This is a genomic window from Pseudomonadota bacterium, assembly GCA_008501635.1.
GTDB lineage: Bacteria > Pseudomonadota > Gammaproteobacteria > QQUJ01 > QQUJ01 > QQUJ01.
The window spans coordinates 90,001-114,164 of the sequence record QQUJ01000018.1; the positions used below are offsets into that span (position 1 = coordinate 90,001).

A 24,164-nucleotide genomic window follows, 5' to 3' on the forward strand; every position below is an offset into this window, starting at 1 on the left:
CTGGAGGCCCGAACCGGGATCTGTTGAAAAAGATTCGGATGAGCTGTGGCTCGGAGTGAAAGGCTAATCAAGCCCGGAGATAGCTGGTTCTCCCCGAAAGCTATTTAGGTAGCGCCTCGTGTCTCACTCCTGGGGGTAGAGCACTGTTTCGGCTAGGGGGCCATCCCGGCTTACCAAACCGATGCAAACTCCGAATACCAGGAAGTGCAATCACGGGAGACACACGGCGGGTGCTAACGTCCGTCGTGGAAAGGGAAACAACCCAGACCGCCAGCTAAGGTCCCAAAATCACAACTAAGTGGGAAACGATGTGGGAAGGCCCAGACAGCCAGGAGGTTGGCTTAGAAGCAGCCATTCTTTAAAGAAAGCGTAATAGCTCACTGGTCGAGTCGGCCCGCGCGGAAGATTTAACGGGGCTAAGTTGTGTACCGAAGCTGCGGATGCGTACTTGTACGCATGGTAGGGGAGCGTTCCGTAGGCCTGCGAAGGTGTGCTGTAAGGCATGCTGGAGGTATCGGAAGTGCGAATGCTGACATGAGTAACGATAATGCGGGTGAAAAGCCCGCACGCCGAAAGCCCAAGGTTTCCTGCGCAACGTTAATCGGCGCAGGGTGAGTCGGCCCCTAAGGCGAGGCTGAAAAGCGTAGTCGATGGGAAACAGGTTAATATTCCTGTACCTCGCGTTACTGCGATGGGGGGACGGAGAAGGCTAGATCAGCCGGGTGTTGGATGTCCCGGTTTAAACGTGTAGGGAGTGCTCTTAGGCAAATCCGGGAGCGCAATCCTGAGACGTGATGACGAGGACCCATGTGGTCTGAAGTGATCGATGCCCTGCTTCCAGGAAAATCCTCTAAGCTTCAGGTAACGCAAGACCGTACCCCAAACCGACACAGGTGGGCAGGGTGAGAATCCCAAGGCGCTTGAGAGAACTCGGGTGAAGGAACTAGGCAAAATGGTACCGTAACTTCGGGAGAAGGTACGCCTCTGCTGGTGATGAGACTTGCTCTCTGAGCTGGTGGGGGCCGCAGTGACCAGGTGGCTGCGACTGTTTATTAAAAACACAGCACTCTGCAAACTCGTAAGAGGAAGTATAGGGTGTGACGCCTGCCCGGTGCCGGAAGGTTAATTGATGGGGTTAGCTTCGGCGAAGCTCTTGATCGAAGCCCCGGTAAACGGCGGCCGTAACTATAACGGTCCTAAGGTAGCGAAATTCCTTGTCGGGTAAGTTCCGACCTGCACGAATGGCGTAACGATGGCCACACTGTCTCCACCCGAGACTCAGTGAAATTGAAATCGCTGTTAAGATGCAGTGTACCCGCGGCTAGACGGAAAGACCCCGTGAACCTTTACTACAGCTTTGCACTGGACTTTGAGCCTGCTTGTGTAGGATAGGTGGGAGGCTTTGAAACCGGGACGCTAGTTCCGGTGGAGCCAACCTTGAAATACCACCCTGGCATGCTTGAGGTTCTAACCTAGGCCCGTTATCCGGGTCGGGGACAGTGTATGGTGGGTAGTTTGACTGGGGCGGTCTCCTCCCAAAGAGTAACGGAGGAGCACGAAGGTACCCTCAGCGCGGTCGGAAATCGCGCATTGAGTGCAAGAGCATAAGGGTGCTTGACTGCGAGACAGACATGTCGAGCAGGTACGAAAGTAGGTTCTAGTGATCCGGTGGTTCTGTATGGAAGGGCCATCGCTCAACGGATAAAAGGTACTCCGGGGATAACAGGCTGATACTGCCCAAGAGTCCATATCGACGGCAGTGTTTGGCACCTCGATGTCGGCTCATCACATCCTGGGGCTGTAGTCGGTCCCAAGGGTATGGCTGTTCGCCATTTAAAGTGGTACGCGAGCTGGGTTTAGAACGTCGTGAGACAGTTCGGTCCCTATCTGCCGTGGGCGTTAGAGACTTGAGGGGAGCTGCTCCTAGTACGAGAGGACCGGAGTGGACGTACCTCTGGTGTTCCGGTTGTCACGCCAGTGGCATTGCCGGGTAGCTACGTACGGAAGGGATAACCGCTGAAAGCATCTAAGCGGGAAGCCCACCCCAAGATGAGGTCTCTCTGGATCCTTGAGATCCCTAAAGGGCCGTGGAAGACCACCACGTTGATAGGCTGGGTGTGGAAGTGCAGTAATGCATGAAGCTAACCAGTACTAATTGCCCGTGAGGCTTGACCATATAACACCCAAGCAGTTTGTAGCGTTGGGTTGGTCGATCGCGACATATCCTGTGCCCAATACAACTTTTCCGATTTCGCAGTAGAGATGCTGCAACAAGCTTGCCTGGCGGCCATAGCGAGTGGGAACCACCCGATCCCATCCCGAACTCGGAAGTGAAACTGCTCAGCGCCGATGGTAGTGTGGGGCCTCCCCATGCGAGAGTAGGTCACTGCCAGGCTCTTACACCAACCCCAGTGGTTCCCTGAACCGCTGGGGTTTTTTAATTTTTGGCACTGCTTAAAGCCTGATAACCGCCAGACAAAGCCGTGTCGCGACTTCGCACACCTTGATACGATTCCCACTACAGGGTGTATGACCCGTGTATAGCGCCGCGCGTTGGTAGAGCGTCGCTGAAATCTCGGAGCAGGTGCTGGACGGAAGTTCAAGTACCGGATTGATTCGTTCAGCTTGAAGAGGCGCGGCTGACCATCCTGTTCGCCAGTAGGGGCCGGGTTATCGTCCACGCGTACCCGGAGTTCGCGATAGAGCTATTCTTGGCAGAGCAGGTTCGCTTTTTGGATCTCCTTCCTTATCCATTTCTCATAAGAGGGGTAAGGAAGTCGGCAAAGAAAGCCTACCGATGATTTAAGCCATTAGGCAGGCACGGCCTGAGCTTGTCTCAGCAAATCCGAAGCACTACGCCACCAACGGCAGCCCTCACAGGGGCAATCGGTCGGCGTGTGTCTCTGTAATGACAAACGCGCATGGATATAATCACCGGCAAACTGCAGGGTGGCTAGCAGTTGGCTATCGTCGAGCACAGTCGTGTTGGTATCGTTATCGTGACGTACAAGCCATTCACATTCGGGGGTTTGGTAGCAGGTTATGCACTCGGCATCTTCGCGATGGAAATTCCCCCCATGTTTACAGGTCGAAACATCGATTTCCTTGCGGATAATGGATGTCGGGTACTGCAGGGCATCGAGTATTCGCTTTCTGATGAGTGTCTTGGGCATGTTCCCTGTTTCCATTGTTACCTTCGCGGCGAATGTTGTCAGCGGCTACACTAGTGATTATAGAACCTATCTCGAATTCCTGCGCGTGCTGTGTTGAGCCCCAGAGGTGCGCTGGCGGTGTTGCGGCTCGCTCATTGGAATGACCCAACCACGCTCGCCGCGCCTGGCGCTCGAGCCACGAGCGCCAGGCACAGCTCACGGGGGAATTTGAGATAGGTTCTGATGGAGATGTGGCCTATAGAGCATTCATTGAACACTGCAGCGTGAGTGCGGAATCCAGACGTCTTAGAAAAGCACTGTTGATCCGAGCAGTCGGCAAAGGGGCGGCGTTATGCGCATCAGGATATCGTGGGCAAGTGGGCAGGTGGTCGCACGCTTGAAGGAATCGGTCGTGACCAGGCGTCTGCTTCACACTTTGCCCTATCGTTCGCAGGCCCGGCTTTGGGGGGATGAGGTGTATTTCAAACTGCCCTTGTCAATGGAGGATGACACCGAAACAACCGACGTCGTCGAACCCGGCACCGTCTGCTACTGGACGAGTGGCGGCTCCCTGGCCATTCCCTTCGGACCAACGCCGGCCTCACGCTCTGATGAATGTCGCCTGGTGGAGCCGGTAAGCGTGTTGGGACACATCGAAGGAGAGGCGAAAATACTACGGAAAATCCATGCTGGTGATACCGTTCAGGTTTCTAGGGTGGTCGAGCCTTGGTAAATGAGGCGCAAGCCAATCAATTTTTACGCAACCAGGTTTGTATCGCCTGCACCTGATCGCTTGCCATCAATGCCGGCGCATGTCCCACGCCGGCAAACGAAATGGAGCGACAAAGCGGGTGGGTTGCCACCATGGTCTCGGCTACCGGCGCTGGGAGAACGTCCGAGTTTTCCCCGCGTAATATGAGCGTAGGACAGCGTACGGCGGCCCACACAGGCCACAGATCGATATCCGAGTGGGTGCTTGCGATGATCGATTTCGCAATCGCCGGATCGTATGCCAATCTGAATAGACCCTTTGCATCCCGCCAATGACCATGGATTGCAAGATGCCGCCACTGCCTATCTGTCAGGTCACCAAATGTTGCGTGTATGGTCCTCAGGCGATCCTCCAGGGCATCCAATGTCGCGAATGGTCCGGTGTCACCAACGTAGCTTGCGATACGCTCCAGTGCTTTGCCGGGAATCAGTGCGCCCACATCATTCAGAACGAGATGTTCGATCGGTGAATTTGGTTGTGCAGCCAGCATCATGCCGATCAGACCTCCCATCGATGTACCGATCCAATCCACCGACTCGCAGTCCAGGTGTGCTAAAAGCGCGGCACAAGTCTGCAGATAGACCGGGTATTGATAGTCTGCTGGATCTGACAAGGGTTCGCTCATGCCCCGGCCTGGCATGTCCGGGCAAATGACCCAACATTCGTTTGCCAGTACGCTGGCCAGAGTATCGAAGTCGCGTCCATTTCGGGTTAATCCATGAAGGCAGATCACTGTTCGCGATGCCTCTCTAGTTCCCCATGATGTGTAAGCCACGCGGTGGAATCCATGCGGGCTCAGGGCAAGGAAACTCTGCTCTTTCATTTCTCCTCGGCCCTGCTGATTGAAGTGGCGAGGATCCGGCGCGTTCTCGGACCATCGAACTCAGCAAGGAATATCCCCTGCCAGGTGCCAAGTTGCAGTCTCGTATGTTCTACAGGGATGGTAAGCGTGCAACCGGTCAGGATGCTTCGCAAATGCGCCGCGGTGTTTCCTTCAGCATGGCGGTCCTCACTGTCGTGCCAAGGTATGAGTGTTTCGAGCCGACGCAGGATATCGAGACAGACATCAGGGTCGGCGTTTTCGTTTATCATCAGACCGCAGGTTGTATGCTGAACTATAAGATGAACGACTCCATCAACCAGACCCAATTGCTCGACCGCCCGTTGGATCTGGCGCGTGACGGGTACCAGGGCTTGGTGTTGGGGTGTGGGTATTTCAATCGACAAGGATGGGTGAGGCATGGTGAAGAAAACTCGATTTGAGATCCGTAATTCGTGCAGTTTGGCTTGTTGGGCGCTGTCGCGCAATGTTGCGCGTGCCATGGTGGTGCTGCTTCTCAGCACCGCAGGGGTTGGTGCCCACGCGGGAAAACCCGTGGTCGAGTATGTGGAGATGGAGAAAGGGGCTGGCGGCTGGACCGTCAGTGTAACAGTGCGTCATGCAGATACCGGGTGGGATCACTACGCGGATGCGTGGCGAATAGTGGGCCCCGATAACAAGGTGATCGGTACCCGCACCCTTTATCACCCTCACGAAACGGAACAACCTTTCACGCGCAGCTTATCCGGTGTGGTGATACCACCCGCTGTCACGATGATTGAGATTCAGGCGCATGACAAAGTACATGGCTGGGGATCGGGAGTGCGGGTCGATCTCGCGCAGGAGGAGGGTGCTGAGTTTCGTATCAGGCGCAGCAATTAACCCCTTGCAGCCAGCGCTGATAGAGTACGCGCGCGATTTGTTGCAGAGATTGGGTGCGCTGTTCGACATCCCGCACGAGTTCCTGAGCGCTCTGGATGCTGGCGGAAGGTTGTTTGAGTTCATCACGATAGAGGTCGGCCCATTCGACTACCATGGCTGCCGTCATTTCGATGTGGCATTGCAATGCCAGGGTGTTGCCTGTAACGAAGCCTTGGTGGGGACAGAAATCACTCTCCAGAATTGGCGTTGATCCGGCTGGAATAGAGAAGGTTTCGCCGTGCCAATGAAATGCGACAAACTCCTGAGGCAGATCCCGCAACCAATCGCCAGCGACCTCTTCGGCATTGCCACGCACCGGCAACCAGCCAATCTCTGTCACCGGATTGGCGCTAACCCGCCCACCCAGCGCTTTACTGATCAATTGACCACCGAGACAATGCCCGAGTACTGGGATATCCTCGGCAACAGCAAGGCGAATCAGGCGGCACTCCTGATCGATCCACGGCAATGGATCGTTCACACTCATGGGGCCGCCCATGAACACCAGGCCTGATACATCGGCAATGGACGGGGGGATGGGGTGATTCTTGTCGATCGCGATGATTTCGTAGGGAACAGCGAGTTCATCAAGGACATCGGCGAGAAATCCCGGGCCCTCACATTCGATATGACGAAAGATTCGAACGGGTTTCATAACGACTCCGCTGCAGGTGGGGCATAGTGGATATCATGAACCTAAGCTATTGGAAAGCTCCGCTTTTAGCTATGCTGCTTGGCGCCAGCGCGCATGGATGGGCTGTTGAGCGGATTCATGTCGTAGGTCTGTTCAAGGACAAGGTTGTGGTGCGCATCGATGGACAGCAGCGGCTCTTGAGGGTGGGTCAGGCAAGCCCTGAAGGTGTCAAGCTGATTAGTTCCGACAGCCGGACCGCCGTTCTCGAGATTGACGGCAAGGCGGTTGAATTCACTTTGGATCGGGGGATTGGCGGCAGCTACCAGCGTCCCGACGATGGCCCGCAAGTGCGTATCTATCGTAATCCTCGCGGCATGTTTACGACCGTGGGAACAATCAACGGGACACCTGTTAACTTTCTCGTCGACACGGGGGCGACCCAGGTTGCGATGAATGCCACTATGGCACGCCGACTCGGGGTGGATTTTCGGGTTGATGGCGACCCGGCGGCGGTCAGCACTGCCTCGGGATACGCCCGTGGATATCGCGTGAAATTGAACAGCGTCAAGGTCGGATCTATTGAACTGCTCAACGTCGATGCCATGGTGCTCGATATCGATCATCCTATGGATGTACTGTTGGGAATGTCCTTCCTCGGCCGCCTGGAGATGATCAATTCCAGCGAGACGTTGGTGTTGAAAAAGAAATTCTGAGGTATCAACTCAGGGAGCGGTGGCCATCAGATGGGGTTGGCGCTCTTTGTCGAAGTCGATCATGGCATAGGCTGAGTGATTGTGGATTGATTCGAAGTTCTCCGACTCCACGATGTAGGCCGAAACCCGGTCATCCTGATTCAACTGAGCCGCTACATCGCGCACGATGTCTTCGACAAATTTCGGATTATCGTAGGCTTTTTCGGTCACGAATTTCTCATCAGGCCGTTTCAGAAGGCCATAGAGTTCGCACGAGGCCTCTTTCTCGACCATTTCGATCAATTCCTCGATCCATATGAAACCGCGGGTTTTGACCTGAACTGTGACGTGCGAGCGTTGATTGTGGGCGCCGCGATCGGAGATCTTTTTGGAACAGGGACAAAGGCTGGTGGCTGGGACTATGACCTTGATGGTGGTGACGATCTCGCCGTGACAGATCTCCCCGATCAGCGTGACGTCGTAGTCCATCAGGCTTTGCACTTTGGATACGGGCGCCTTCTTGTTGATGAAATAGGGAAACTGCATCTCTATGTGACCCGCTTCGGCGGCCAGCACATCGACCATCTCAGAGAGCATCTCCTTGAAAGACTCGACAGAGATCTCCTTTTCGCGGCGATTGAGAATCTCGACGAACCGCGACATATGCGTACCCTTGAAGTTGTGCGGTAGATTGACGTACATATTGAAGTTGGCGATGGTGTGCTGCTCGCCATCGCTGCGATCCTTCACTCGCACGGGGTGACGTATATCCTTGATACCGACCTTGTTGATCGGGATGCGTCGGGTATCGCGGCTGCCTTGTACGTCAGCAATCGGTTGCTTGGATAGTTTCTCTGTCGCTGGGGTCATACCGTCACAGTTCCTTGATGCATTGAGATCACCGGTAAACGGTGGTTTGGATCGGGCAAGCAGGAAATAGTTTAGCGAATAACTCGGAAATCGGTGAGAAAAGCGATTATAGCCCGTTGCCGACCCGGGTCGCCATTCCCGAATGGTGATAAGCGGCCAATTCCTAGCGGCTGCGGGCGCCGATATACTGCGAGATCCAGCGCAGGGGGTCGGCCCTCTCGTCCAGACCGGCAATGCTCTCCAGGGCCCGTTCGTGGAGCTCGCCGAGTCTGCGTTTCGATTCGGAAAGGCCCAGCAGGGCGGGGTAGGTGGGTTTGTTGAGCGCTCTATCCGCACCCTGGATCTTACCCATTACCGCCGTTTCACCCTCCTCATCGAGGATATCGTCGCGAATCTGGAACGCCAGTCCGATGCATTTCGCGAAATGTTCCAGGCCCTGCAATGCATCTTTGGTAGGCTCCGGCGCACTCAACGCGCCGAGCCGGACCGAGGCGCGAATCAGGGCCCCGGTCTTGTGGATGTGCATGTCCTCCAGTTCAGCGATATCCAGCTGTTGCCCGATCGAATAAAGATCTATCGCCTGACCGCCCGCCATGCCTCGCGAGCCCGAGGCGAGGGCCAGCGTCTCAATCATCTCCACCTGGCGGAGGGGATCGATCGCACCACCCGTCCGGTGGGCAAGGGTATAGAACGCCAGGGTTTGCAGGGCGTCACCGACCAGCATTGCGGTCGCTTCATCGTAGGCGATGTGGCAGGTGGGGCGGCCGCGACGCAACTCATCGTTGTCCATGCAGGGCAGATCGTCGTGAACCAGGGAGTAGGCATGGATCAGCTCGACCGCGCAGGCCGGGGCATCGAGATCAACGAGTTCGGCCCCGAGTGCGGTACCGGCTGCGTAGACCAGAAAGGGGCGCACCCGTTTCCCCCCGCCCAGCGCGGCATAGCGCATCGCCTCGTGGAGGCGCGTCGGGTGCGTGTCTGCTGGTGGCAACCACTCCCCCAGGACGCGCTCCACGCGGGCCTGGAAGAGATGGAGAAGTTTGCGGAAATCGTCGCTGTCAGTCTTCTTCACGGTCAAAGGGTTCCAGTCGGGCAGTGCCGTTCTTCTCGACCAGCTGTTGTACTTTCTGTTCGGCGTTCCGCAGGGCCTGCTGGCAGGTGCGGGTAAGATAGATACCCCGTTCGAAGGACTTGAGTGACTCCTCGAGGCTGATTTCGCCTTGCTCCATTTGCTCGATAATATGCTCGAGTTCCTCAAGCGCCTTCTCAAAGCTGGGCGGCGTTTTCTTGGCCACGACTTGAACCTCTGCGCAAAGGGGCCTAAACGTTACATTAGAGGCTGCGACACGGTCAAACGAGAGGCGAGATCGGCGATCTACAACCGGCCGGTGCGGTTTGCGGCACCGAAATTCGCCCGGGTCCTTGACACCCGGTGGGAGCTGCTATAATTCACTCGTAGCTTTTTAGACTCAATCTAAATCGATGCTGTGCGCGTACTGCGCTGGCATCGTCTTACCCGCAGGAGGCATCACCATGGAACTGAAAAACAGCAAGACACACGAAAATCTGAAGGCTGCTTTTGCCGGAGAATCGCAAGCCAATCGCCGCTACCTCTATTTCGCCGCCAAGGCAGATGTGGAAGGCTATAACGACGTTGCCGCCCTGTTCCGCTCGACGGCAGAGGGTGAAACGGGACATGCTCACGGCCATCTGGAGTACATGGAAGTCGTTGGCGATCCGGCGACCGGAGAGCCGATCGGACCGACACGCGACAATCTGAAAGCGGCGGTTGCCGGTGAAACCCACGAGTACACCGATATGTACCCCGGCATGGCCAAGTCAGCGCGGGACGAGGGTTTCGACGAGATCGCCGATTGGTTTGAAACGCTCGCCAAGGCGGAGCGGTCCCACGCCCGCCGCTTCCAGAAAGCGCTGGACGAGATGGAAGACTGATTGAGGCACCAGGGGCGGGCTTCGTGCCCGCTCTTTCTCAACTGGATTTGATCGTTGTGAGGGAGCATTGATGACAGATGTCAGTTCCGATCCGGTGCGCGAAGGCAGTACCCAAGCGCCCGAACGCCATCCGCTCGATTGGCAGGATCCGCAGTTTTACGATCAGCCGCTCCTGCTCAAAGAGCTGGAGCGCGTCTTTGACATCTGCCATGGGTGCCGCCGCTGTTTCAGTCTGTGCAATGCGTTTCCGACGCTGTTCGATGCCATTGACGATTCCGACAGTGGCGAGATCGACGGTATCGGACACCCGGTCTACTGGGAGGTGGTCGATCACTGCTACCTGTGTGATCTCTGCTTCATGACCAAGTGCCCCTATGTGCCGCCACACACCTTCAATATCGATTTCCCACATCTGATGCTGCGTGCCAAGGCGGTCAAGCACCGTCAGGGACGCGACAAGATCCGCGATAAAATTCTTACCTCCACCGATGTGGTTGGACGCATCGCCTCGATCCCCGTCGTGGCCCAGACCGTCAATGCCGTCAATCGCAATGGCATCATGCGCAAGGCCCTGGAAGCGGCCCTCGGCGTGCATCATGAAGCGATACTCCCGCCTTATCACAGTCGTACCCTGCGCCGGCGGGTGGCCAGTGAAGAGCGGACTGCCACCGCGGTTGGGGATACCACGGGGCGGGTGATGCTCTTCAGCACCTGTTACGGCAACTATAACGAGCCGCAGATTGGTGAAGATCTGGTGGCTGTTTTCCGCCACAACGGGATCTCGGTGCGGCTGCCGGACTCCGAGCGATGTTGCGGCATGCCCAAACTGGAGTTAGGCGATTTCGAGTCGGTGCAGAAAGCCAAGGAGGTCAATATTCCCGAACTCGTGCGCTGGATCGATGAGGGTTGGGATATTGTCGCCCCGGTTCCCTCCTGCGTGTTGATGTTCAAGCAGGAATTGCCGCTGCTTTTCCCCGACGATCCCGAAGTGGCGAAGGTCAGGGCAGCCATCTACGATCCCTTCGAGTATCTCTATTTGCGCCACAAGGGCGGAGCACTGAGCAACGATTTCAAAGTGAAGCTGGGGAAAGTTGCTTACCATGTGGCCTGCCATCTGCGTGTACAGAACATCGGACTCAAGACTCGCGACGTACTGAAGCTTGTCCCTGACACTGAAATTGAAGTGATCGAGCGCTGTTCCGGCCACGACGGGACTTACGCGGTGAAGAAAGAGTTTCACGAATTTTCCATGAAGATTGGCCGACCGGTGGCCAACAAGGTGCGCGATAGTGGCGCGGATTATTACGCCAGCGACTGCCCGATGGCGGGCCATCAGATCGAAAACGGACTGCGCAACGGCAGCGAGCCCACGCATCCGATGAGCCTGTTGCGCAAGGCTTACGGTATCTGAAAAGTTTTTACTTTGGGGGAGCAGAGGTATGGCTAATGAGGGATACCACGAACCGATTGCGGAGTTGAGTGCCGAGACCCGGGACATGCATCGCGCGATAGTCTCGCTGATGGAAGAGCTGGAAGCGGTTGACTGGTACAACCAGCGCGTCGACGCCTGCACCGATCACGAACTGAAGGCAATCCTGGCGCACAATCGTGACGAGGAAAAAGAGCATGCGTCGATGGTGTTGGAGTGGATACGCCGTCGCGACCCCAGTTTCGACAAAGAGTTGCGTGACTACCTGTTTACCGAAAAGCCGATCGCGCACGAATAGGAGTGATGGGCGGAGTTTGTTGATGGAGAAACTGAATCGATCCGATCTCTACTCGCTGGAGAAGTACGCCGAGCTGCGCCCTTCGTTCCGCGACAAAGTGATGGCGCATAAACGATCGCGCAGCGTGCCGCTTGGTGAACACATCACCCTCTATTTTGAAGACCGGCTCACCATGCAGTACCAGATTCAGGAGATGTTGCGCGTTGAGCGTATTTTTGAAGCGGCAGGCATCCAGGAGGAGTTGGACGTCTACAATCCCCTGATTCCCGACGGGTGCAATTGGAAGGCCACCATGATGATCGAATATCCCGATGTGGACGAGCGTCGTGGAGCTCTGGCGCGCATGGCGGGTATCGAACATCGTGTCTGGGTCCAGATTGACGGCTATGACCGCGTGTGGGGAATTGCCGATGAAGACCTGGAGCGCAGCAATGCGAGTAAAACCTCGGCGGTTCACTTCATGCGGTTTGAACTGACACCGGAGATGGCGGTTTCAGCCCGCTCCGGTGCAGGTATCGCCATGGGCATCGATCATCCCGCCTGTTCGTTCACTTTGGCTCAAGTGCCAACCGAGACCCACGCCAGCCTGGTTGGCGACCTGGAAGTCGCTTCCCACTAAGGCAGCCTGCCAAACTGAACCAAGGTTCTCGCATCGCCTACGATCGCGGGTTAGACTAGCGCCCGTCGTGAAAACGGGTCGCTTCCACCTCTTTGCTGCACTAGTGTTTTCACTCTGGTTGGGAACCGGGGTGTCACCGGTTGCGTACGCGGAGGACATACTCTATGGGCCAAGTCCCAAGGAGCGTATGCATCAGTATGCGGCCCCGGGGGATAGACAGTGGAGGGAGCTGACACTCGAACTTCCCCCCTACCCGGACCCGGCACGCCTGCGGGGCGGGGAGTTGGTGATCACCGGCGCGCAGCTCACCTACCAGTTGGATGTCGATTCGATCCGCGTCGATGCTGACGAGGTCGTTCGCTACGCCATCGTCATCACCTCCTCAACGGGTGCACGGAATGTTTTCTACGAAGGTATTCGTTGTCAGACGGCTGAGTACAAGAGCTATGCCTACGGTAGTCAGGGCAAATGGAGCGCAGCGGTATATCCGCGGTGGCAATCGATCGGGCAGATTGGCAGTTCGAGCCATCGTCGGGAGCTGTTTCTCTACTATTTCTGTAACGAATACCACCGTCCCGTGACGCGTGATCAGGTATTGGCACGCCTCATCAACCCTTACCGAATCGAGGGGGGACGCCCTTGAGTTTGATACCCCCTGTCCGTCGAGGAGCCGCATGAGCTACGACGCCTCTGCCATCGAGGTGCTCACAGGATTGGACCCGGTGCGCAAACGCCCCGGTATGTACACCGACACCAGTCGCCCGAACCATCTCGCGCAAGAGGTGATCGATAACTCGGTCGATGAGGCGATCGCCGGTTACGCCAAACGCATCGAGGTCACGCTCTACAAAGACGGTTCGCTGGAAGTGATCGACGATGGGCGTGGTATGCCCGTCGACTTGCACCCCGATCTCAAGATTCCAGGCATCGAAGTGATCCTGACACGGCTCCATGCAGGCGGTAAATTCTCGGACAAAAATTACGAGTTCTCCGGCGGCCTGCATGGTGTCGGAGTCTCGGTGGTGAACGCCCTCTCCAGACACCTGGAGGTGTGGGTGCGTCGCGGCGGCCATGAGTACAACATGGCGTTTGCCGATGGGGCGGTCGTGTCTCCGCTGGAGGAGGTGGGCAAGGTCGGTAAGCAGAATACCGGCACCACCCTGCGGTTTTGGCCGGATCCGCGCTATTTCGACAATCCCAAGTTCTCCCTGCCGCGTTTGAAACATGTGCTGCGCGCCAAAGCGGTGCTGTGTCCAGGACTCCATGTCTCGTTTCTCGATGAAGCGAGCGGTGAGCGTATCGAATGGCGCTACGAGGAGGGCTTACGCGACTATCTGCTCGGTGAACTCAACGGTCTCGAATGTTTGCCCAATGAGGCGTTTGTCGGCCACATGGAGGGTCACCGCGAGGTTGCGGATTGGGCGGTGGTTTGGGTGCCCGAGGCCGGCGAGCTGATCGCCGAAAGCTATGTCAACCTGATTCCGACGTCCCAGGGAGGTACGCATGTCAACGGACTGCGCACCGGGTTGACCGAAGCGATCCGCGAGTTCTGCGAATTTCGCAATCTGTTGCCGCGCGGCGTAAAGATCAGTCCCGATGATGTCTGGGATCGGCTCGCCTACATCCTCTCCGTCAAGTTGGCCGATCCACAATTCTCCGGCCAAACCAAGGAGCGACTCTCCTCGCGGGAGTGCGCGCCCTTCGTCTCCGGCGTGGTCAAGGATGCTTTCAGCCTGTGGCTCAATCAGCATACTGATATGGCCGAACGGATCGCGGAGCTCGCCTTGGCTAACGCTCAACGACGTTTGCGAGCGGGGCGCACGGTTACCCGTAAGAAGGTGACCAGCGGCCCGGCGTTGCCCGGTAAGTTGGCTGATTGCACCCTGCAGGATCCGCTGCGCACCGAGCTCTTCCTGGTCGAGGGTGATTCGGCCGGAGGGTCGGCGAAGCAGGCGCGCGATCGTGAGTATCAGGCGGTCATGCCGCTGCGCGGGAAAATTCTCAACAGCTGGGAGGTGGACTCATCACAGGTGCTCGCCTCGCAGGAGATTCACGATATCTCGGTGGCGATCGGTGTCGAACCCGGATCTGAAGACCTCTCGGGGTTGCGTTACGGTAAGATCTGCATTCTGGCCGACGCCGATTCCGATGGTGCCCACATCGCGACGCTGTTGTGCGCGCTGTTCGTGCGTCACTTCCGGCCGCTGGTATTTGCCGGAAATGTCTATGTCGCAATGCCGCCGCTCTATCGCATCGATGTTGGTAAAGAGGTCTTCTACGCTTTGGACGATCCGGAAAAACAGGGTGTGCTGGATCGTATCGCCGCCGAGGGGATACGCGGCAAGGTCAACGTACAGCGCTTCAAAGGGCTGGGGGAGATGAATCCGTTGCAGCTGCGGGAGACCACTATCGCACGCGATACACGGCGATTGATCCAGCTCACGCTTGAACCCGGTGACAACACCAACAAGATGATGGATATGCTGCTGGCCAAGAAGCGTGCGGCGGACCGCAAGGCGTGGTTGGAGAAGAAAGGGGATAGGGCGGAGGTTTGATGGTTTGACAGGTGTTGGGCTTTGTGCGGCTGCGCCGCGGTTATTTGGTGCGGGGATTCCGTCCCCGCGGCCGGGTAACTTTCTTGTGACGACAAGAAAATTACCAAAGAAGCGTTCCCAACGGCCGCGCCGATCTTTGATCGGTTCCCTGCGTTGCTCGGTCTGTGAGGGGTTTCATCGACAGCGCATCCTTGCGCTGGCGATGAAAGCTTCGCCTTCCCTGGCTCGCCCCTGCGGGCCTTGACCTCACAGCCCTGCGCTACTCGGCGCTGCCGACGGGAGGGTAAACGTCCTTTCTCCCCTTCAGCGCAGCCGAGCACCGGAGCGAACAGCGGAATAGAGCGAGCGCATGTCTGAGTGATCCCGCAGGGATCGCGAGTTCGCGAGCGCCGCTGGTCGCGGAGGCGCGCAGGGAACCCGCCAAAGGCGGGCTGCGCTGTGGGGTGTCATTTCTTTTGGCTACTTTTCTTTGGACAAGCAAAGAAAAGTAGTCCGATTTCGGGGGCGGACTCCCCGATTAAATTCATTGCGGCGCAGCCGCACAATCAATTGAGACAAAGCTGATAAAGACAAAACCATGATCGAATCCGGCGAGCTCAACTTCGAAGGCGTGGAGAAACTCCCGCTCAAGACCTTTACCGAACAGGCGTACTTGAACTACTCGATGTACGTCATCCTTGATCGTGCGCTGCCAAATGTCGGCGACGGAATGAAACCGGTTCAACGACGCATCGTCTACGCCATGTCGGAACTGGGGCTCAATGCGGCGGCAAAGTTCAAGAAATCAGCGCGCACCGTGGGCGACGTGCTGGGTAAGTTCCATCCTCACGGGGACAGCGCCTGTTACGAGGCGATGGTATTGATGGCGCAACCCTTCTCCTATCGCTACCCACTGATCGATGGGCAGGGCAACTGGGGCTCGCCGGACGATCCGAAATCCTTTGCCGCCATGCGTTATACGGAAGCCAGGCTCACCAGGTTCGCAGAGGTCCTGCTCAGCGAGTTGGGACAGGGCACCGTGGATTGGGGTCCCAACTTCGACGGCACCCTGGAAGAGCCCAAGGTGCTACCCGCGCGATTGCCCACGGTATTGCTCAACGGCGCCATGGGTATCGCTGTGGGTATGGCCACCGATATCCCGCCGCACAACGTTCGCGAAGTGGCGAGCGCGGCCATCCGCTTGCTGGAGCATCCCAAAACCACCGTAGCCGATCTCTGCGAGCACGTGCTTGGCCCGGATTATCCCACCGAGGCGGAGATCATCACCCCGCGCGAGGAGTTAAAGCGACTCTACGAGACCGGCAACGGCTCGGTGCGCACCCGGGCCCGCTGGGAGATCGAGAACGGCGATGTGATCATCACCGCGTTACCGCATCAGGTGTCGGGTGCGCGCATTCTTGAGCAGATCGCGCAGCAGATGCAGGCCAAAAAATTGCCCATGGTCGAGGATCTGCGCGACGAGTCGGATCACGAGAATCCCACGCGCCTGGTTATCGTGCCGCGCTCCAACCGGATCGATATCGAGGGTCTGATGTCGCACCTGTTTGCCACTACCGATCTGGAGCGCACCCATCGCGTCAACCTCAACATGATCGGCCTCGATGGCCGCCCGCGGGTGCATAATCTGCGCGAGGTGCTCAGTGAGTGGCTCAACTTTCGTACCGCGACGGTACGCAGGCGGCTGCAGTGGCGTCTCGATAAGGTGCTCGAGCGGTTGCATACCCTCGACGGTCTGCTGATTGCCTACCTCAACATCGATGAAGTGATCGCCATTATCCGTACCGAAGACCACCCCAAGGCGGTGTTGATGGGACGCTTCCAGCTCACCGAGGCTCAAGCCGAAGCGATCCTCAATCTCAGGCTGCGTCACCTAGCCAGACTTGAGGAGATGAAGATCCGCGGTGAGCAGGCGGAACTCGCCGATGAGCGCAGTCAGTTGGAGAAAGTGCTCAATTCACCCAAACGGCTGCGCACGCTGATCCGCGACGAAATCGCTGCCGATGCGGAGACCTACGGCGATGCGCGACGTTCGCCATTGATCGAACGCCGGGCCGCACAGGCACTGGACGAAACCCAGTTGGTGCCCACCGAACCGCTGACGGTGGTGCTTTCGGAGAAAGGCTGGGTGCGGGCCGCCAAGGGTCATGACATCGATTGCACAACGCTGGCTTACAAGGCTGGTGATGGCTTCCTGAGCGCAGCGCGCGGACGCAGTAACCAGCCCGCGGTTTTCATCGACTCCACCGGGCGCAGCTATTCGCTGCCGGCTCACACCTTCCCGTCGGCACGCGGCCAGGGGGAACCGTTGACGGGGCGTTTGTCGCCGCCTTCGGGTGCGTCGTTTCGCGCGGTGCTGATGGGCCCACCGGAGAGTCGACTGCTGCTCTGCTCCGATGCCGGTTATGGATTCATCACCAAACTGGAGGAGTTGCTGGCCAAGAACAAGTCGGGTAAGGCGGTGCTTGCGCTGCCGCGCGGGGCGCAGGTGCTGCCACCGTGCTGGGTCAGTGATCCGCAGAGCGACCTGATTGCGGCGATCAGCAGCCGTGGCAATCTTCTGGTTTTCCACGCCGCGGAGTTACCGGAACTCGGTAAAGGCAAGGGCAACAAGCTGATCGGGATTCCATCGGCGCGGGTAAAAAATCGCGAGGAGGTGATGATTGCCGCCCTCAGTATTCCCGAGGGCGGCGTATTGACGCTCTATTGCGGAAAACGACATATGAATCTACGTTACAGCGACCTGCTGGCACAGCTGGGCGAACGCGGCAGACGCGGCAATCGGCTACCACGCGGATTTCAGAATGTCGATCGCGCGGAGGTAGAAACCAAGGCGTAACCCAAGACGCTTCAGGGCTGCGCGGGAAGCTGCTGGCTGCGCAACCGTTCCAGTTTCTCGATGACCCGATCAGCCCGGTCAAGGCGAGCCTGGGCCAAGGTGTTGGAGGGATCGAGAATGACCACCTCCTGCCACAGGTCGCGCGCTTGGCGAAACAGGCCGCGGCGGTAGAGCGAATTTCCTTCGTTGAGCAGATGCTCGACTCGCGTCTGTTTGTTGAGCTGGAACTCGGCGTCGAGCTTGGCAAGCGCCGGGTCTTGATTGTCGATGGCCTGAGCGGCGGCCAGGGCGTCGCGCGCGGCGACCAGGTCATCGTCCGTCAGCGCTTTGCGCGCGGCAGCGAGGTAATTCTCAAACTGACGACGCACTTGAACCACCTGAGCTTTGTGCCGGCGTTCGCGACTGGCCGATCGTTGCTTCTCACGCGACACACGCAGCGCGTTCAGCCCTTTGCTTGCGGCGGGATCGGGCTGGATTTGCTGCGCCAACGTAAAACTCCTTTCGGCGATCGTGACCTTGCCCTCTTTCAGGGCACGCTGCCCCTGCGCGATCAGCGCCGGGTGCAGGCGCGCCAGTTCCTGGTCGATATCTGCGAGTTTCCAGCCGTCTGTCCAGTTGGCGCCCGCCAGCGTGCGGCGTTTTTCGAGCACGCCTCGCTGCTGCAGTAGCCAGCTGCCGCGAGCCAGCATGAGATCGGTGTCGAGTTCGGCGAGGCGGTGTTCCTGCTCGGCCTTCAATTCAGCGCGTGCCTGCAGTAGCGGGGTGCTTTCCGGGTAGCGAACCAGTGCCGCATCGATCGCTTCCAGAGCCCCCTTCCAGTCGCCCTCATCCTGGCGCGTCCGCGCCTCGGCAATGACTTGTTGCTCGTAGCGAAAGGCCTGATAGATCGCCTCGTGACGGAGTTTTAACAGCCCGGTATTGCCGGGATCGCGCTGCGCCATCTCCTGGAGGCGGGAGAGCGCCGTGCCGTAGCGCTGCTGCTCCAAAAGCTGGTCGATTTCGCTGGTGGAGCCCGGCCAGTGGAGGCCCGGCGCGCTGCAGCCAGCCAGGGCGAAAAGTATCAGCAACAAGCTAAAACGCTGCGGGTCGAGCATGGCGAATGACTAACCGAGAGGCCACAAGTGGCGGCTGACGATCTTGTCGGCTTGGCGTTCGATGTCACCGTTATACGGCTCGATGAAACAATCCACTTCATAGATCGCCACCGGCTCGGACTTGCCACGCACCTTGATATCACGGTGCTGGTGCGCCGCAAGGCGCTTGAAGACCGGAGGGCGCGCATAGAGTTCGCGGCTGATGACGATGCAGCCCGATTCGGCATAAGTGCAGAGGCGGGAGGCGAGATTGACCGTGTCGCCAACCACGGTGTACTGCATCCGATCGCGTGACCCCATGTTGCCGGCCAGCATCTGCCCGGCATTGATGCCAAAGCGAAACTCTACGGTCTCCTGGCCACGCGAGCGGCGGCGCTCGTTGAGGCGTTTGACCACCGCGCGGATCAGCGAGGCGCACGCTACTGCGTTGAAGCTGTGCTCGGGGTCTTCGTCAGGGACGCCGAAGACGATCATGGCGCAGTCACCGATGTACTTGTCCACGACACCGTTGTAGACCGAGCTGGCGCGCGCGATATAGGAGAAGTATTCATTTAACAGCTCCGCCACCTGCTCGGGTTTCATCCGTTCGGAGAGGCTGGTAAAGCCGGCGATATCGGCAAACAGGATGCTGCCGTCGATGCGCTGTCCCCCCAGTTCCACGTCGCCGAGGTTGGAAAGTATGTTGCGCGCCACGGTCGGCGAGACGTAGCGAGAAAAGGCGTCTTCAACCTGAGCCTTGTGTAGCAGGCCGTCAGCCATGGAATTGAAAGCGCCGATAAGATTGCCGATCTCATCGTTGCGGCGCTCGCTGATGCGGTGTTGATAGCGACCTTCGCTCATCGCCCGGCCGGCATCCACCAGTTCCATGATGGGGCGCGAGAGGCGCCGGGCGAGCAGAAACGACAGTACGAATCCCAACAGGATCATCACCAGGGTGGCGACACCGATGGTGCGCATCAGGTCGTAGAGCGACTGATTCATCAACGAACGGCTCAGCGTCACCAACGCGTAGCCGGCGGTGACATCTTCGTAGCGCAGGGGTGTGGCGTAGGTGACCACCTCGACCGGTGTCTCGCGGGTGCCACGCCACTCCCAGTCGAACTCACGCAGTTGTTCGTTGAGCAGCGGCCACAATGAGTCAGTGACCTGCTCGGTGCTGAAAGGCACCGCCCCCGCCTGGCTGAGTAGTTTGCCGGTCTCATCCAGTACCGCTGCGCCCAGAACGGTCGTTCCGCCTCCGGTCAGATTGTTGACCAGCACGCTGAGCGCCAGTTGGTCGCTGGCGAGGGTCGGCTCCTTGGCGGCTTCCGCGAGTTGCAGTGCCATCGACCGGCCCGACATTGCGATCTGGTCGCCCATGATTCGCGACTGGTTATAGACCAGCAGGGCTCCCAATAGCCCCATGACCAGCGTAATCAGCAAACCGATCACCAACGCGAGCTTGATGGCGATCGGCAGGGCACTGGGCATCCCACTCAGCACTTTCTGGCCAACCCTGGCCACCACCGTCGCGAAGCTGCGTCGATGCTGAGCGCTGCCCTTGGCAGCGGGCAGAGACTTCGTTTCAGTTGAGCTGGGCATGGACCGCCTATTCTAGCCCTCTAAGCGCCTGTGGAACCACTCAGGCAGTTTCGACATCCTATCCTTGCATTATCGGCAGGTAGCCACCATCTTTTAGCCTTCAACATTCCCCGGAGGGCGCAATGAAGCGCGTGTTTCTGTTTGTAGTTACTAACTTGGCGGTTCTGATGGTATTGAGCATCTCCATGGAACTGCTCGGCGTCGGGCGGTGGTTGGAGCAATCCGGCGGTGGCATCAACGTCCAGGGTCTGCTGATATTCGCCGCCGTCCTCGGTATGGGCGGTTCGTTCATCTCCCTGGCCATTTCCAAGTGGACCGCAACCCGCCTTACCGGCGCGGTGGTGATTGAGCATCCTTCGACGGAGACCGAACGGTGGTTGGTGGAGACCGTGCGCAATCAGGCCCAGCGCGCGGGGATAGGCATGCCGGATGTGGCGATTTACGAGTCGCCCGACATGAACGCCTTTGCCACCGGCATCAACCGCAACAGCGCGCTGGTGGCGGTGAGTACCGGGTTGCTGCAGCGCATGCGTCGCGATGAAGTGGAGGCCGTGCTGGGGCACGAAGTGAGCCATGTCGCCAATGGCGATATGGTGACGCTGACGCTGATCCAGGGCGTGCTCAACACCTTCGTGATCGTTTTGTCGCGGGTGATCGGTTACCTGGTGGACCGTGTGGTGTTTCGCACCGAGCGTGGCCACGGTCCGGGGTTTTGGGTCACGCTGATTGTGGCTCAGCTGGTGCTCGGCATCCTGGCCAGCCTCATTGTGCGTTGGTTTTCCCGCCAACGGGAGTTTCGCGCCGATAGCGGCGGGGCGCAGCTCGCCGGTCCCAATAAAATGATCGCCGCCCTGGAGGCGCTACGCCGTCAGTCGGGAGGGGCCGAACTACCCGATCAAATGGCGGCCTTCGGCATTACCGGTGGATTGGGATCGGGCTTGCGCCGCCTGCTGATGACGCACCCGCCCCTGGAGGAGCGCATTGCCGCGTTGCGTGCAGAACGATAGTCGTATCGCCGGACCAGGCCGCCCGTCTACCCCGGGGGGGATAGCCGAAACGACGTTCGGTTACCTCCTCTCGTCGTCAACGATGCCCGGCAGCCACGTTACAATGGGTTCTGCTTGTGATGTCATCCGGAAACCACCCATCGTCGTCATTCAGGATCATTGATGCCTCTCATTCGCCCCTTTGCAGGTCTCCGTCCTGCCCCGGGTCAATCCAGCGCCGTGCTCGCTCCGCCTTACGACGTCCTGAATGCGGCGGAGGCGCGGCGGCGCGCCGCTGACAAACCCTGGAGTTTCCTGCGCATCTCCAAACCCGAGATAGATCTGCCGCCCGACACCAAACCCTACGCCGATATCGTTTATCAAACGGGAGCGCGTAATCTGCGGGCAATGATCGATAACGACGTCCTGCAACGCGATCCGACCCCCTGCTACTACCTCTATCGGCTGCAGGCCGGGGAGCATGTTCAGACCGGTTTGGTGGCATTGGCCTCGGTTCATGCCTATGAAGAGCAATGGATTCGACGCCATGAGTTTACCCGCCCCGACAAAGAGGAAGACCGCGTGCGCCAGATCGATGCGCTCAATGCCCAGACCGGGCCGGTGCTTCTGGCGCATAAGGGTTCGGATGTCATGGCGCGCTGGGTAAACGAACTGAGCACGACCGAGGCGGTGCTGGATGTGACGGCCGAAGACGGCGTTCGCCACACCCTCTGGATCATCGATGATCCGGAGGCGATACACAGCATTACGGAGGTTTTTGCGCCCGAACGGGGCGGTAGCGTTGCCACACTCTATATCGCCGATGGGCATCATCGATCGGCCGCTGCGGCCCGGGTCGCAGCCCAGCGGCGCCAACGTATGGCCGTGCCCGATCCCAACGCGGACTACGAGTGGTTTTTGAGCGTCATCTTCCCGGCGCAGCAGATGCGCATACTCGATTACAATCGCATCGTACGCGATCTATATGGGCTGTCGATTCGTGAATTCCTGACCCAGGTAAGCACCCGCTTCGATGTGACGCCTGTGCCCTACGCTTTCCATCCCACGCGGCCGCGTGAATTTGGTCTGTACCTGGACGGTCATTGGTACCGGATGCGCTTTCCGGAAGAGCTGCTGCCGGAAGATCCGGTCGAGCGGCTGGACGTCAGTCTTTTGCAGACCTACCTCATCGACCCGGTGCTGGGGATCGTCGATCCACGGCGCGACGAGCGTATCGAGTTCGTCGGTGGTATCCGCGGTCTGTCCGAACTGGAGCGCCGGGTGGACAGCGGGGAGATGGCAGTGGCTTTTGCCCTCCACCCGACCACCATGGAACAGTTGATCTCCGTGGCCGATGCCCATCAAGTGATGCCACCCAAGTCAACCTGGTTTGAACCTAAACTGGCGGATGGCCTGATATCTCACCAGTTCGACTGAGCGCCAACTACGCCTCGCCCAGGGAGCCGGTCAACGGCACGAACGCCACCGGCAGTATGTTCCGAACCGTGATGGTGCAGTTCGCGTCTTTCTCGAGCAGGACCAGCGTCTGGTGGCTATAAGGTGTACCCAGCGGGGCGACGAGCCGCCCGCCCGGCCGCAGTTGTTCGATCAGCGGAGGCGGTACCTGCGGTGTTGCGGCCGTGATCAGAATGCCATCGAAAGGCGCTTCCTCCGGCCATCCGTAATAACCGTCGCAAGTCCGGATCTGCGTGTTGTCATAACCCAGGCGCGAAAGACGCTGCGCCGCAGCCTGGGCGAGTGAGTCTATGATCTCGGTGCTGAAGACCTGCTGCACCAAAAGCGACAGCACCGCGGCCTGGTACCCCGAGCCCGTACCGACCTCCAAAACGATATCCCCGGGTTGCGGATCGAGGAGATCGGTCATCAGTGCCACGATATAGGGCTGGGATATGGTCTGCCCTTTTCCGATCGGTAAAGGTCGATTGTCGTAGGCCGCAATGGAGAGGTCGTTCGGGATGAATTCGTGGCGCGGGACAGCGCCAACGGCATCCATGACCCGCTGAGAAAAACTGCCGCGCCCGGTAAGATCGGCGGTGCTGCGGGCGTCCGCCTCGATCATGCCCAGCAACGCCTGCAGCTGCACGGAGTTGTCCGCTGTCGTCATGACACGATGTCTGCGGATCCGCGTACAGTATGTGACGAGGGAAAAAACTGAAGCGCTTGTTGCATTCGACGATGGGTGCGTGAGGATACCTGTCGATTCAATCTTCGCGGTCGATCTCGTCGAGAAAATCGGAGACCTCGGGTCGCATGGCGACGCCATTGTCACCGAAATCGTCCGCTTCCAGATCGTCGAAGGGACCGGACCAGTCCTCCGGCGGGTCGATGGCATCGATTTCGAGCTCGTACCAGCTGTCGAACTCCAACTCTTCGACTTCGCCACCGAAGTACTGAAGCTCCACTGTCTGGTCGTCAAAATCGACGGCGACTATTTCAAAGGAATCACCGCCCAGTTTCTTATACCAATCTCCCACGCGGGGTTCGTATGGTGCTGGCATGTGGCCCCTCCTTTTCAAGCGTCAACAGATCTATCGAGGTACTTGAGCTACGTGGTACTCCTGGTTGGTCATCTCTATTAGATGCCGATCCAGGTGTCAGGGCAAGAGCGATTCATTGAGCAACGCTACAAATACCGCATATTGGCTATTAACGCCAGCAGCCTCTGCCCTGGCTTGGCGAACGCGTTAGAATAGGCGGCAACAAATGGTCCCCATCAAAGAAATCCGGTTCCAGCTTGCGATATCCGCCAGGGATTACCTCGCATACTATCGAGGTGAGGTGCGCCAGGTTGCGGTCCGCGCCGCAGATGGCAGGAGTATCCGCTTTCCTGCAAACATTTTGCGCCCCTTTTTGTCACATACGGGTGTCAATGGAGAGTTTGCACTGCAATACGATGAGCAAAACCGTTTTGTCGGAATTCGCAAACTCTGA

The 24,164-nt window shown here is 58.3% G+C and carries 23 protein-coding genes, 2 rRNA genes and 1 pseudogene (1 of these 26 running past the window's edge); 15 read left to right on the plus strand and 11 right to left on the minus strand.

Going from position 1 to position 24,164, the window contains the following annotated elements:
• Positions 1–2,193 (plus strand): 23S ribosomal RNA (locus DWQ09_10385); it begins 714 nt to the left of the window's first position.
• An 86-nt stretch (positions 2,194–2,279) separates the two neighbouring features.
• A 5S ribosomal RNA gene (rrf, locus tag DWQ09_10390) occupies positions 2,280–2,395 on the plus strand.
• A gap of 415 nt (positions 2,396–2,810) precedes the next feature.
• Here the strand turns inward: rrf and DWQ09_10395 are convergent.
• The gene (locus DWQ09_10395) at positions 2,811–3,173 is read right to left on the minus strand and encodes a hypothetical protein (GenBank protein ID KAA3627587.1); all 363 of its coding nucleotides are present in this window, start codon (positions 3,171–3,173) and stop codon (positions 2,811–2,813) included.
• 331 nt (positions 3,174–3,504) lie between these two features.
• On the opposite strand from DWQ09_10395, the gene DWQ09_10400 reads away from it, so the two are divergent.
• Positions 3,505–3,885, plus strand: coding sequence for a hypothetical protein (locus DWQ09_10400; GenBank protein ID KAA3627588.1), 381 nt, complete (start codon positions 3,505–3,507; stop codon positions 3,883–3,885).
• A 16-nt stretch (positions 3,886–3,901) separates the two neighbouring features.
• Here DWQ09_10400 and DWQ09_10405 read toward each other — a convergent pair whose 3' ends face one another.
• Entirely contained in the window at positions 3,902–4,747 is an 846-nt protein-coding gene (locus DWQ09_10405) for an alpha/beta hydrolase (GenBank protein KAA3627589.1), read from the minus strand.
• Positions 4,744–5,166, minus strand: coding sequence for a YjbQ family protein (locus DWQ09_10410; GenBank protein ID KAA3627590.1), 423 nt, complete (start codon positions 5,164–5,166; stop codon positions 4,744–4,746). Before DWQ09_10410 ends, DWQ09_10405 begins: the two co-directional genes overlap by 4 nt.
• A gap of 79 nt (positions 5,167–5,245) precedes the next feature.
• On the opposite strand from DWQ09_10410, the pseudogene DWQ09_10415 reads away from it, so the two are divergent.
• Positions 5,246–5,560 (plus strand): annotated as a pseudogene (locus DWQ09_10415) (hypothetical protein).
• A 49-nt stretch (positions 5,561–5,609) separates the two neighbouring features.
• Here DWQ09_10415 and DWQ09_10420 read toward each other — a convergent pair.
• A complete protein-coding gene (locus DWQ09_10420; GenBank protein ID KAA3627591.1) occupies positions 5,610–6,320 on the minus strand; it encodes a type 1 glutamine amidotransferase in 711 nt (236 codons plus the stop codon).
• Positions 6,321–6,355: 35 nt separating this feature from the next.
• Here DWQ09_10420 and DWQ09_10425 point away from each other — a divergent pair, with 35 nt between their 5' ends.
• A complete protein-coding gene (locus DWQ09_10425) occupies positions 6,356–7,012 on the plus strand; it encodes a TIGR02281 family clan AA aspartic protease (GenBank protein ID KAA3627592.1) in 657 nt (218 codons plus the stop codon).
• A gap of 9 nt (positions 7,013–7,021) precedes the next feature.
• On the opposite strand, the gene DWQ09_10430 is transcribed toward DWQ09_10425, so the two are convergent.
• The 3 genes from DWQ09_10430 to DWQ09_10440 all read right to left on the minus strand — a co-directional run bounded on the left by DWQ09_10430 (position 7,022) and on the right by DWQ09_10440 (position 9,156).
• A complete protein-coding gene (locus DWQ09_10430; protein ID KAA3627593.1) occupies positions 7,022–7,861 on the minus strand; it encodes a GTP cyclohydrolase I FolE2 in 840 nt (279 codons plus the stop codon).
• Between the two features lie 163 nt (positions 7,862–8,024).
• Positions 8,025–8,933, minus strand: a complete 909-nt coding sequence (locus tag DWQ09_10435; GenBank protein KAA3627594.1) for a (2E,6E)-farnesyl diphosphate synthase — start codon at positions 8,931–8,933, stop codon at positions 8,025–8,027.
• Positions 8,920–9,156: an exodeoxyribonuclease VII small subunit gene (locus tag DWQ09_10440; protein ID KAA3627595.1), complete on the minus strand. Its 237-nt coding sequence runs from the start codon at positions 9,154–9,156 to the stop codon at positions 8,920–8,922. The genes DWQ09_10435 and DWQ09_10440 overlap by 14 nt, the downstream gene beginning before the upstream one ends.
• Before the next feature lie 238 nt (positions 9,157–9,394).
• Here DWQ09_10440 and DWQ09_10445 point away from each other — a divergent pair, with 238 nt between their 5' ends.
• The 7 genes from DWQ09_10445 (at position 9,395) to parC (ending at position 17,551) form a co-directional block, all read left to right on the plus strand.
• Complete coding sequence (locus tag DWQ09_10445) at positions 9,395–9,814, plus strand: rubrerythrin (GenBank protein KAA3627596.1); 420 nt, start codon at positions 9,395–9,397, stop codon at positions 9,812–9,814.
• Between the two features lie 70 nt (positions 9,815–9,884).
• Entirely contained in the window at positions 9,885–11,225 is a 1,341-nt protein-coding gene (locus DWQ09_10450; GenBank protein KAA3627597.1) for a Fe-S oxidoreductase, read from the plus strand.
• A gap of 28 nt (positions 11,226–11,253) precedes the next feature.
• Positions 11,254–11,541, plus strand: coding sequence for a ferritin (locus DWQ09_10455; protein ID KAA3627598.1), 288 nt, complete (start codon positions 11,254–11,256; stop codon positions 11,539–11,541).
• Positions 11,542–11,563: 22 nt separating this feature from the next.
• The gene (locus DWQ09_10460; protein KAA3627599.1) at positions 11,564–12,160 is read left to right on the plus strand and encodes a DUF3501 family protein; all 597 of its coding nucleotides are present in this window, start codon (positions 11,564–11,566) and stop codon (positions 12,158–12,160) included.
• A 187-nt stretch (positions 12,161–12,347) separates the two neighbouring features.
• The gene (locus DWQ09_10465; GenBank protein KAA3627600.1) at positions 12,348–12,803 is read left to right on the plus strand and encodes a hypothetical protein; all 456 of its coding nucleotides are present in this window, start codon (positions 12,348–12,350) and stop codon (positions 12,801–12,803) included.
• Positions 12,804–12,834: 31 nt separating this feature from the next.
• Positions 12,835–14,715 carry a DNA topoisomerase IV subunit B gene (gene parE, locus DWQ09_10470; protein ID KAA3627601.1) on the plus strand — a complete coding sequence of 627 codons (1,881 nt, stop codon included), beginning with the start codon at positions 12,835–12,837 and terminating at the stop codon, positions 14,713–14,715.
• A 577-nt stretch (positions 14,716–15,292) separates the two neighbouring features.
• The gene (parC, locus tag DWQ09_10475) at positions 15,293–17,551 is read left to right on the plus strand and encodes a DNA topoisomerase IV subunit A (GenBank protein KAA3627602.1); all 2,259 of its coding nucleotides are present in this window, start codon (positions 15,293–15,295) and stop codon (positions 17,549–17,551) included.
• 11 nt (positions 17,552–17,562) lie between these two features.
• On the opposite strand, the gene DWQ09_10480 is transcribed toward parC, so the two are convergent.
• Both DWQ09_10480 and DWQ09_10485 read right to left on the minus strand, forming a co-directional pair.
• Positions 17,563–18,645, minus strand: a complete 1,083-nt coding sequence (locus DWQ09_10480; protein ID KAA3627603.1) for a hypothetical protein — start codon at positions 18,643–18,645, stop codon at positions 17,563–17,565.
• A 9-nt stretch (positions 18,646–18,654) separates the two neighbouring features.
• On the minus strand, positions 18,655–20,226 hold the full coding sequence (locus DWQ09_10485) for a HAMP domain-containing protein (protein ID KAA3627604.1): 1,572 nt from the start codon (positions 20,224–20,226) through the stop codon (positions 18,655–18,657).
• Between the two features lie 122 nt (positions 20,227–20,348).
• Between DWQ09_10485 and DWQ09_10490 the strand changes: the two genes are divergently transcribed.
• Positions 20,349–21,233: a protease HtpX gene (locus DWQ09_10490; protein KAA3627605.1), complete on the plus strand. Its 885-nt coding sequence runs from the start codon at positions 20,349–20,351 to the stop codon at positions 21,231–21,233.
• A 162-nt stretch (positions 21,234–21,395) separates the two neighbouring features.
• Positions 21,396–22,649 carry a DUF1015 domain-containing protein gene (locus tag DWQ09_10495; protein ID KAA3627606.1) on the plus strand — a complete coding sequence of 418 codons (1,254 nt, stop codon included), beginning with the start codon at positions 21,396–21,398 and terminating at the stop codon, positions 22,647–22,649.
• 7 nt (positions 22,650–22,656) lie between these two features.
• Here the strand turns inward: DWQ09_10495 and DWQ09_10500 are convergent, their stop codons facing one another.
• Together DWQ09_10500 and DWQ09_10505 are read right to left on the minus strand one after the other, a co-directional pair.
• Positions 22,657–23,337: a protein-L-isoaspartate(D-aspartate) O-methyltransferase gene (locus DWQ09_10500; protein KAA3627607.1), complete on the minus strand. Its 681-nt coding sequence runs from the start codon at positions 23,335–23,337 to the stop codon at positions 22,657–22,659.
• 97 nt (positions 23,338–23,434) lie between these two features.
• Positions 23,435–23,731 (minus strand): hypothetical protein, encoded by a 297-nt coding sequence (locus DWQ09_10505; protein ID KAA3627608.1) that lies wholly within the window; start codon positions 23,729–23,731, stop codon positions 23,435–23,437.
• A 205-nt stretch (positions 23,732–23,936) separates the two neighbouring features.
• Here DWQ09_10505 and DWQ09_10510 point away from each other — a divergent pair, with 205 nt between their 5' ends.
• On the plus strand, positions 23,937–24,164 hold the full coding sequence (locus DWQ09_10510) for a DUF2835 family protein (protein KAA3627609.1): 228 nt from the start codon (positions 23,937–23,939) through the stop codon (positions 24,162–24,164).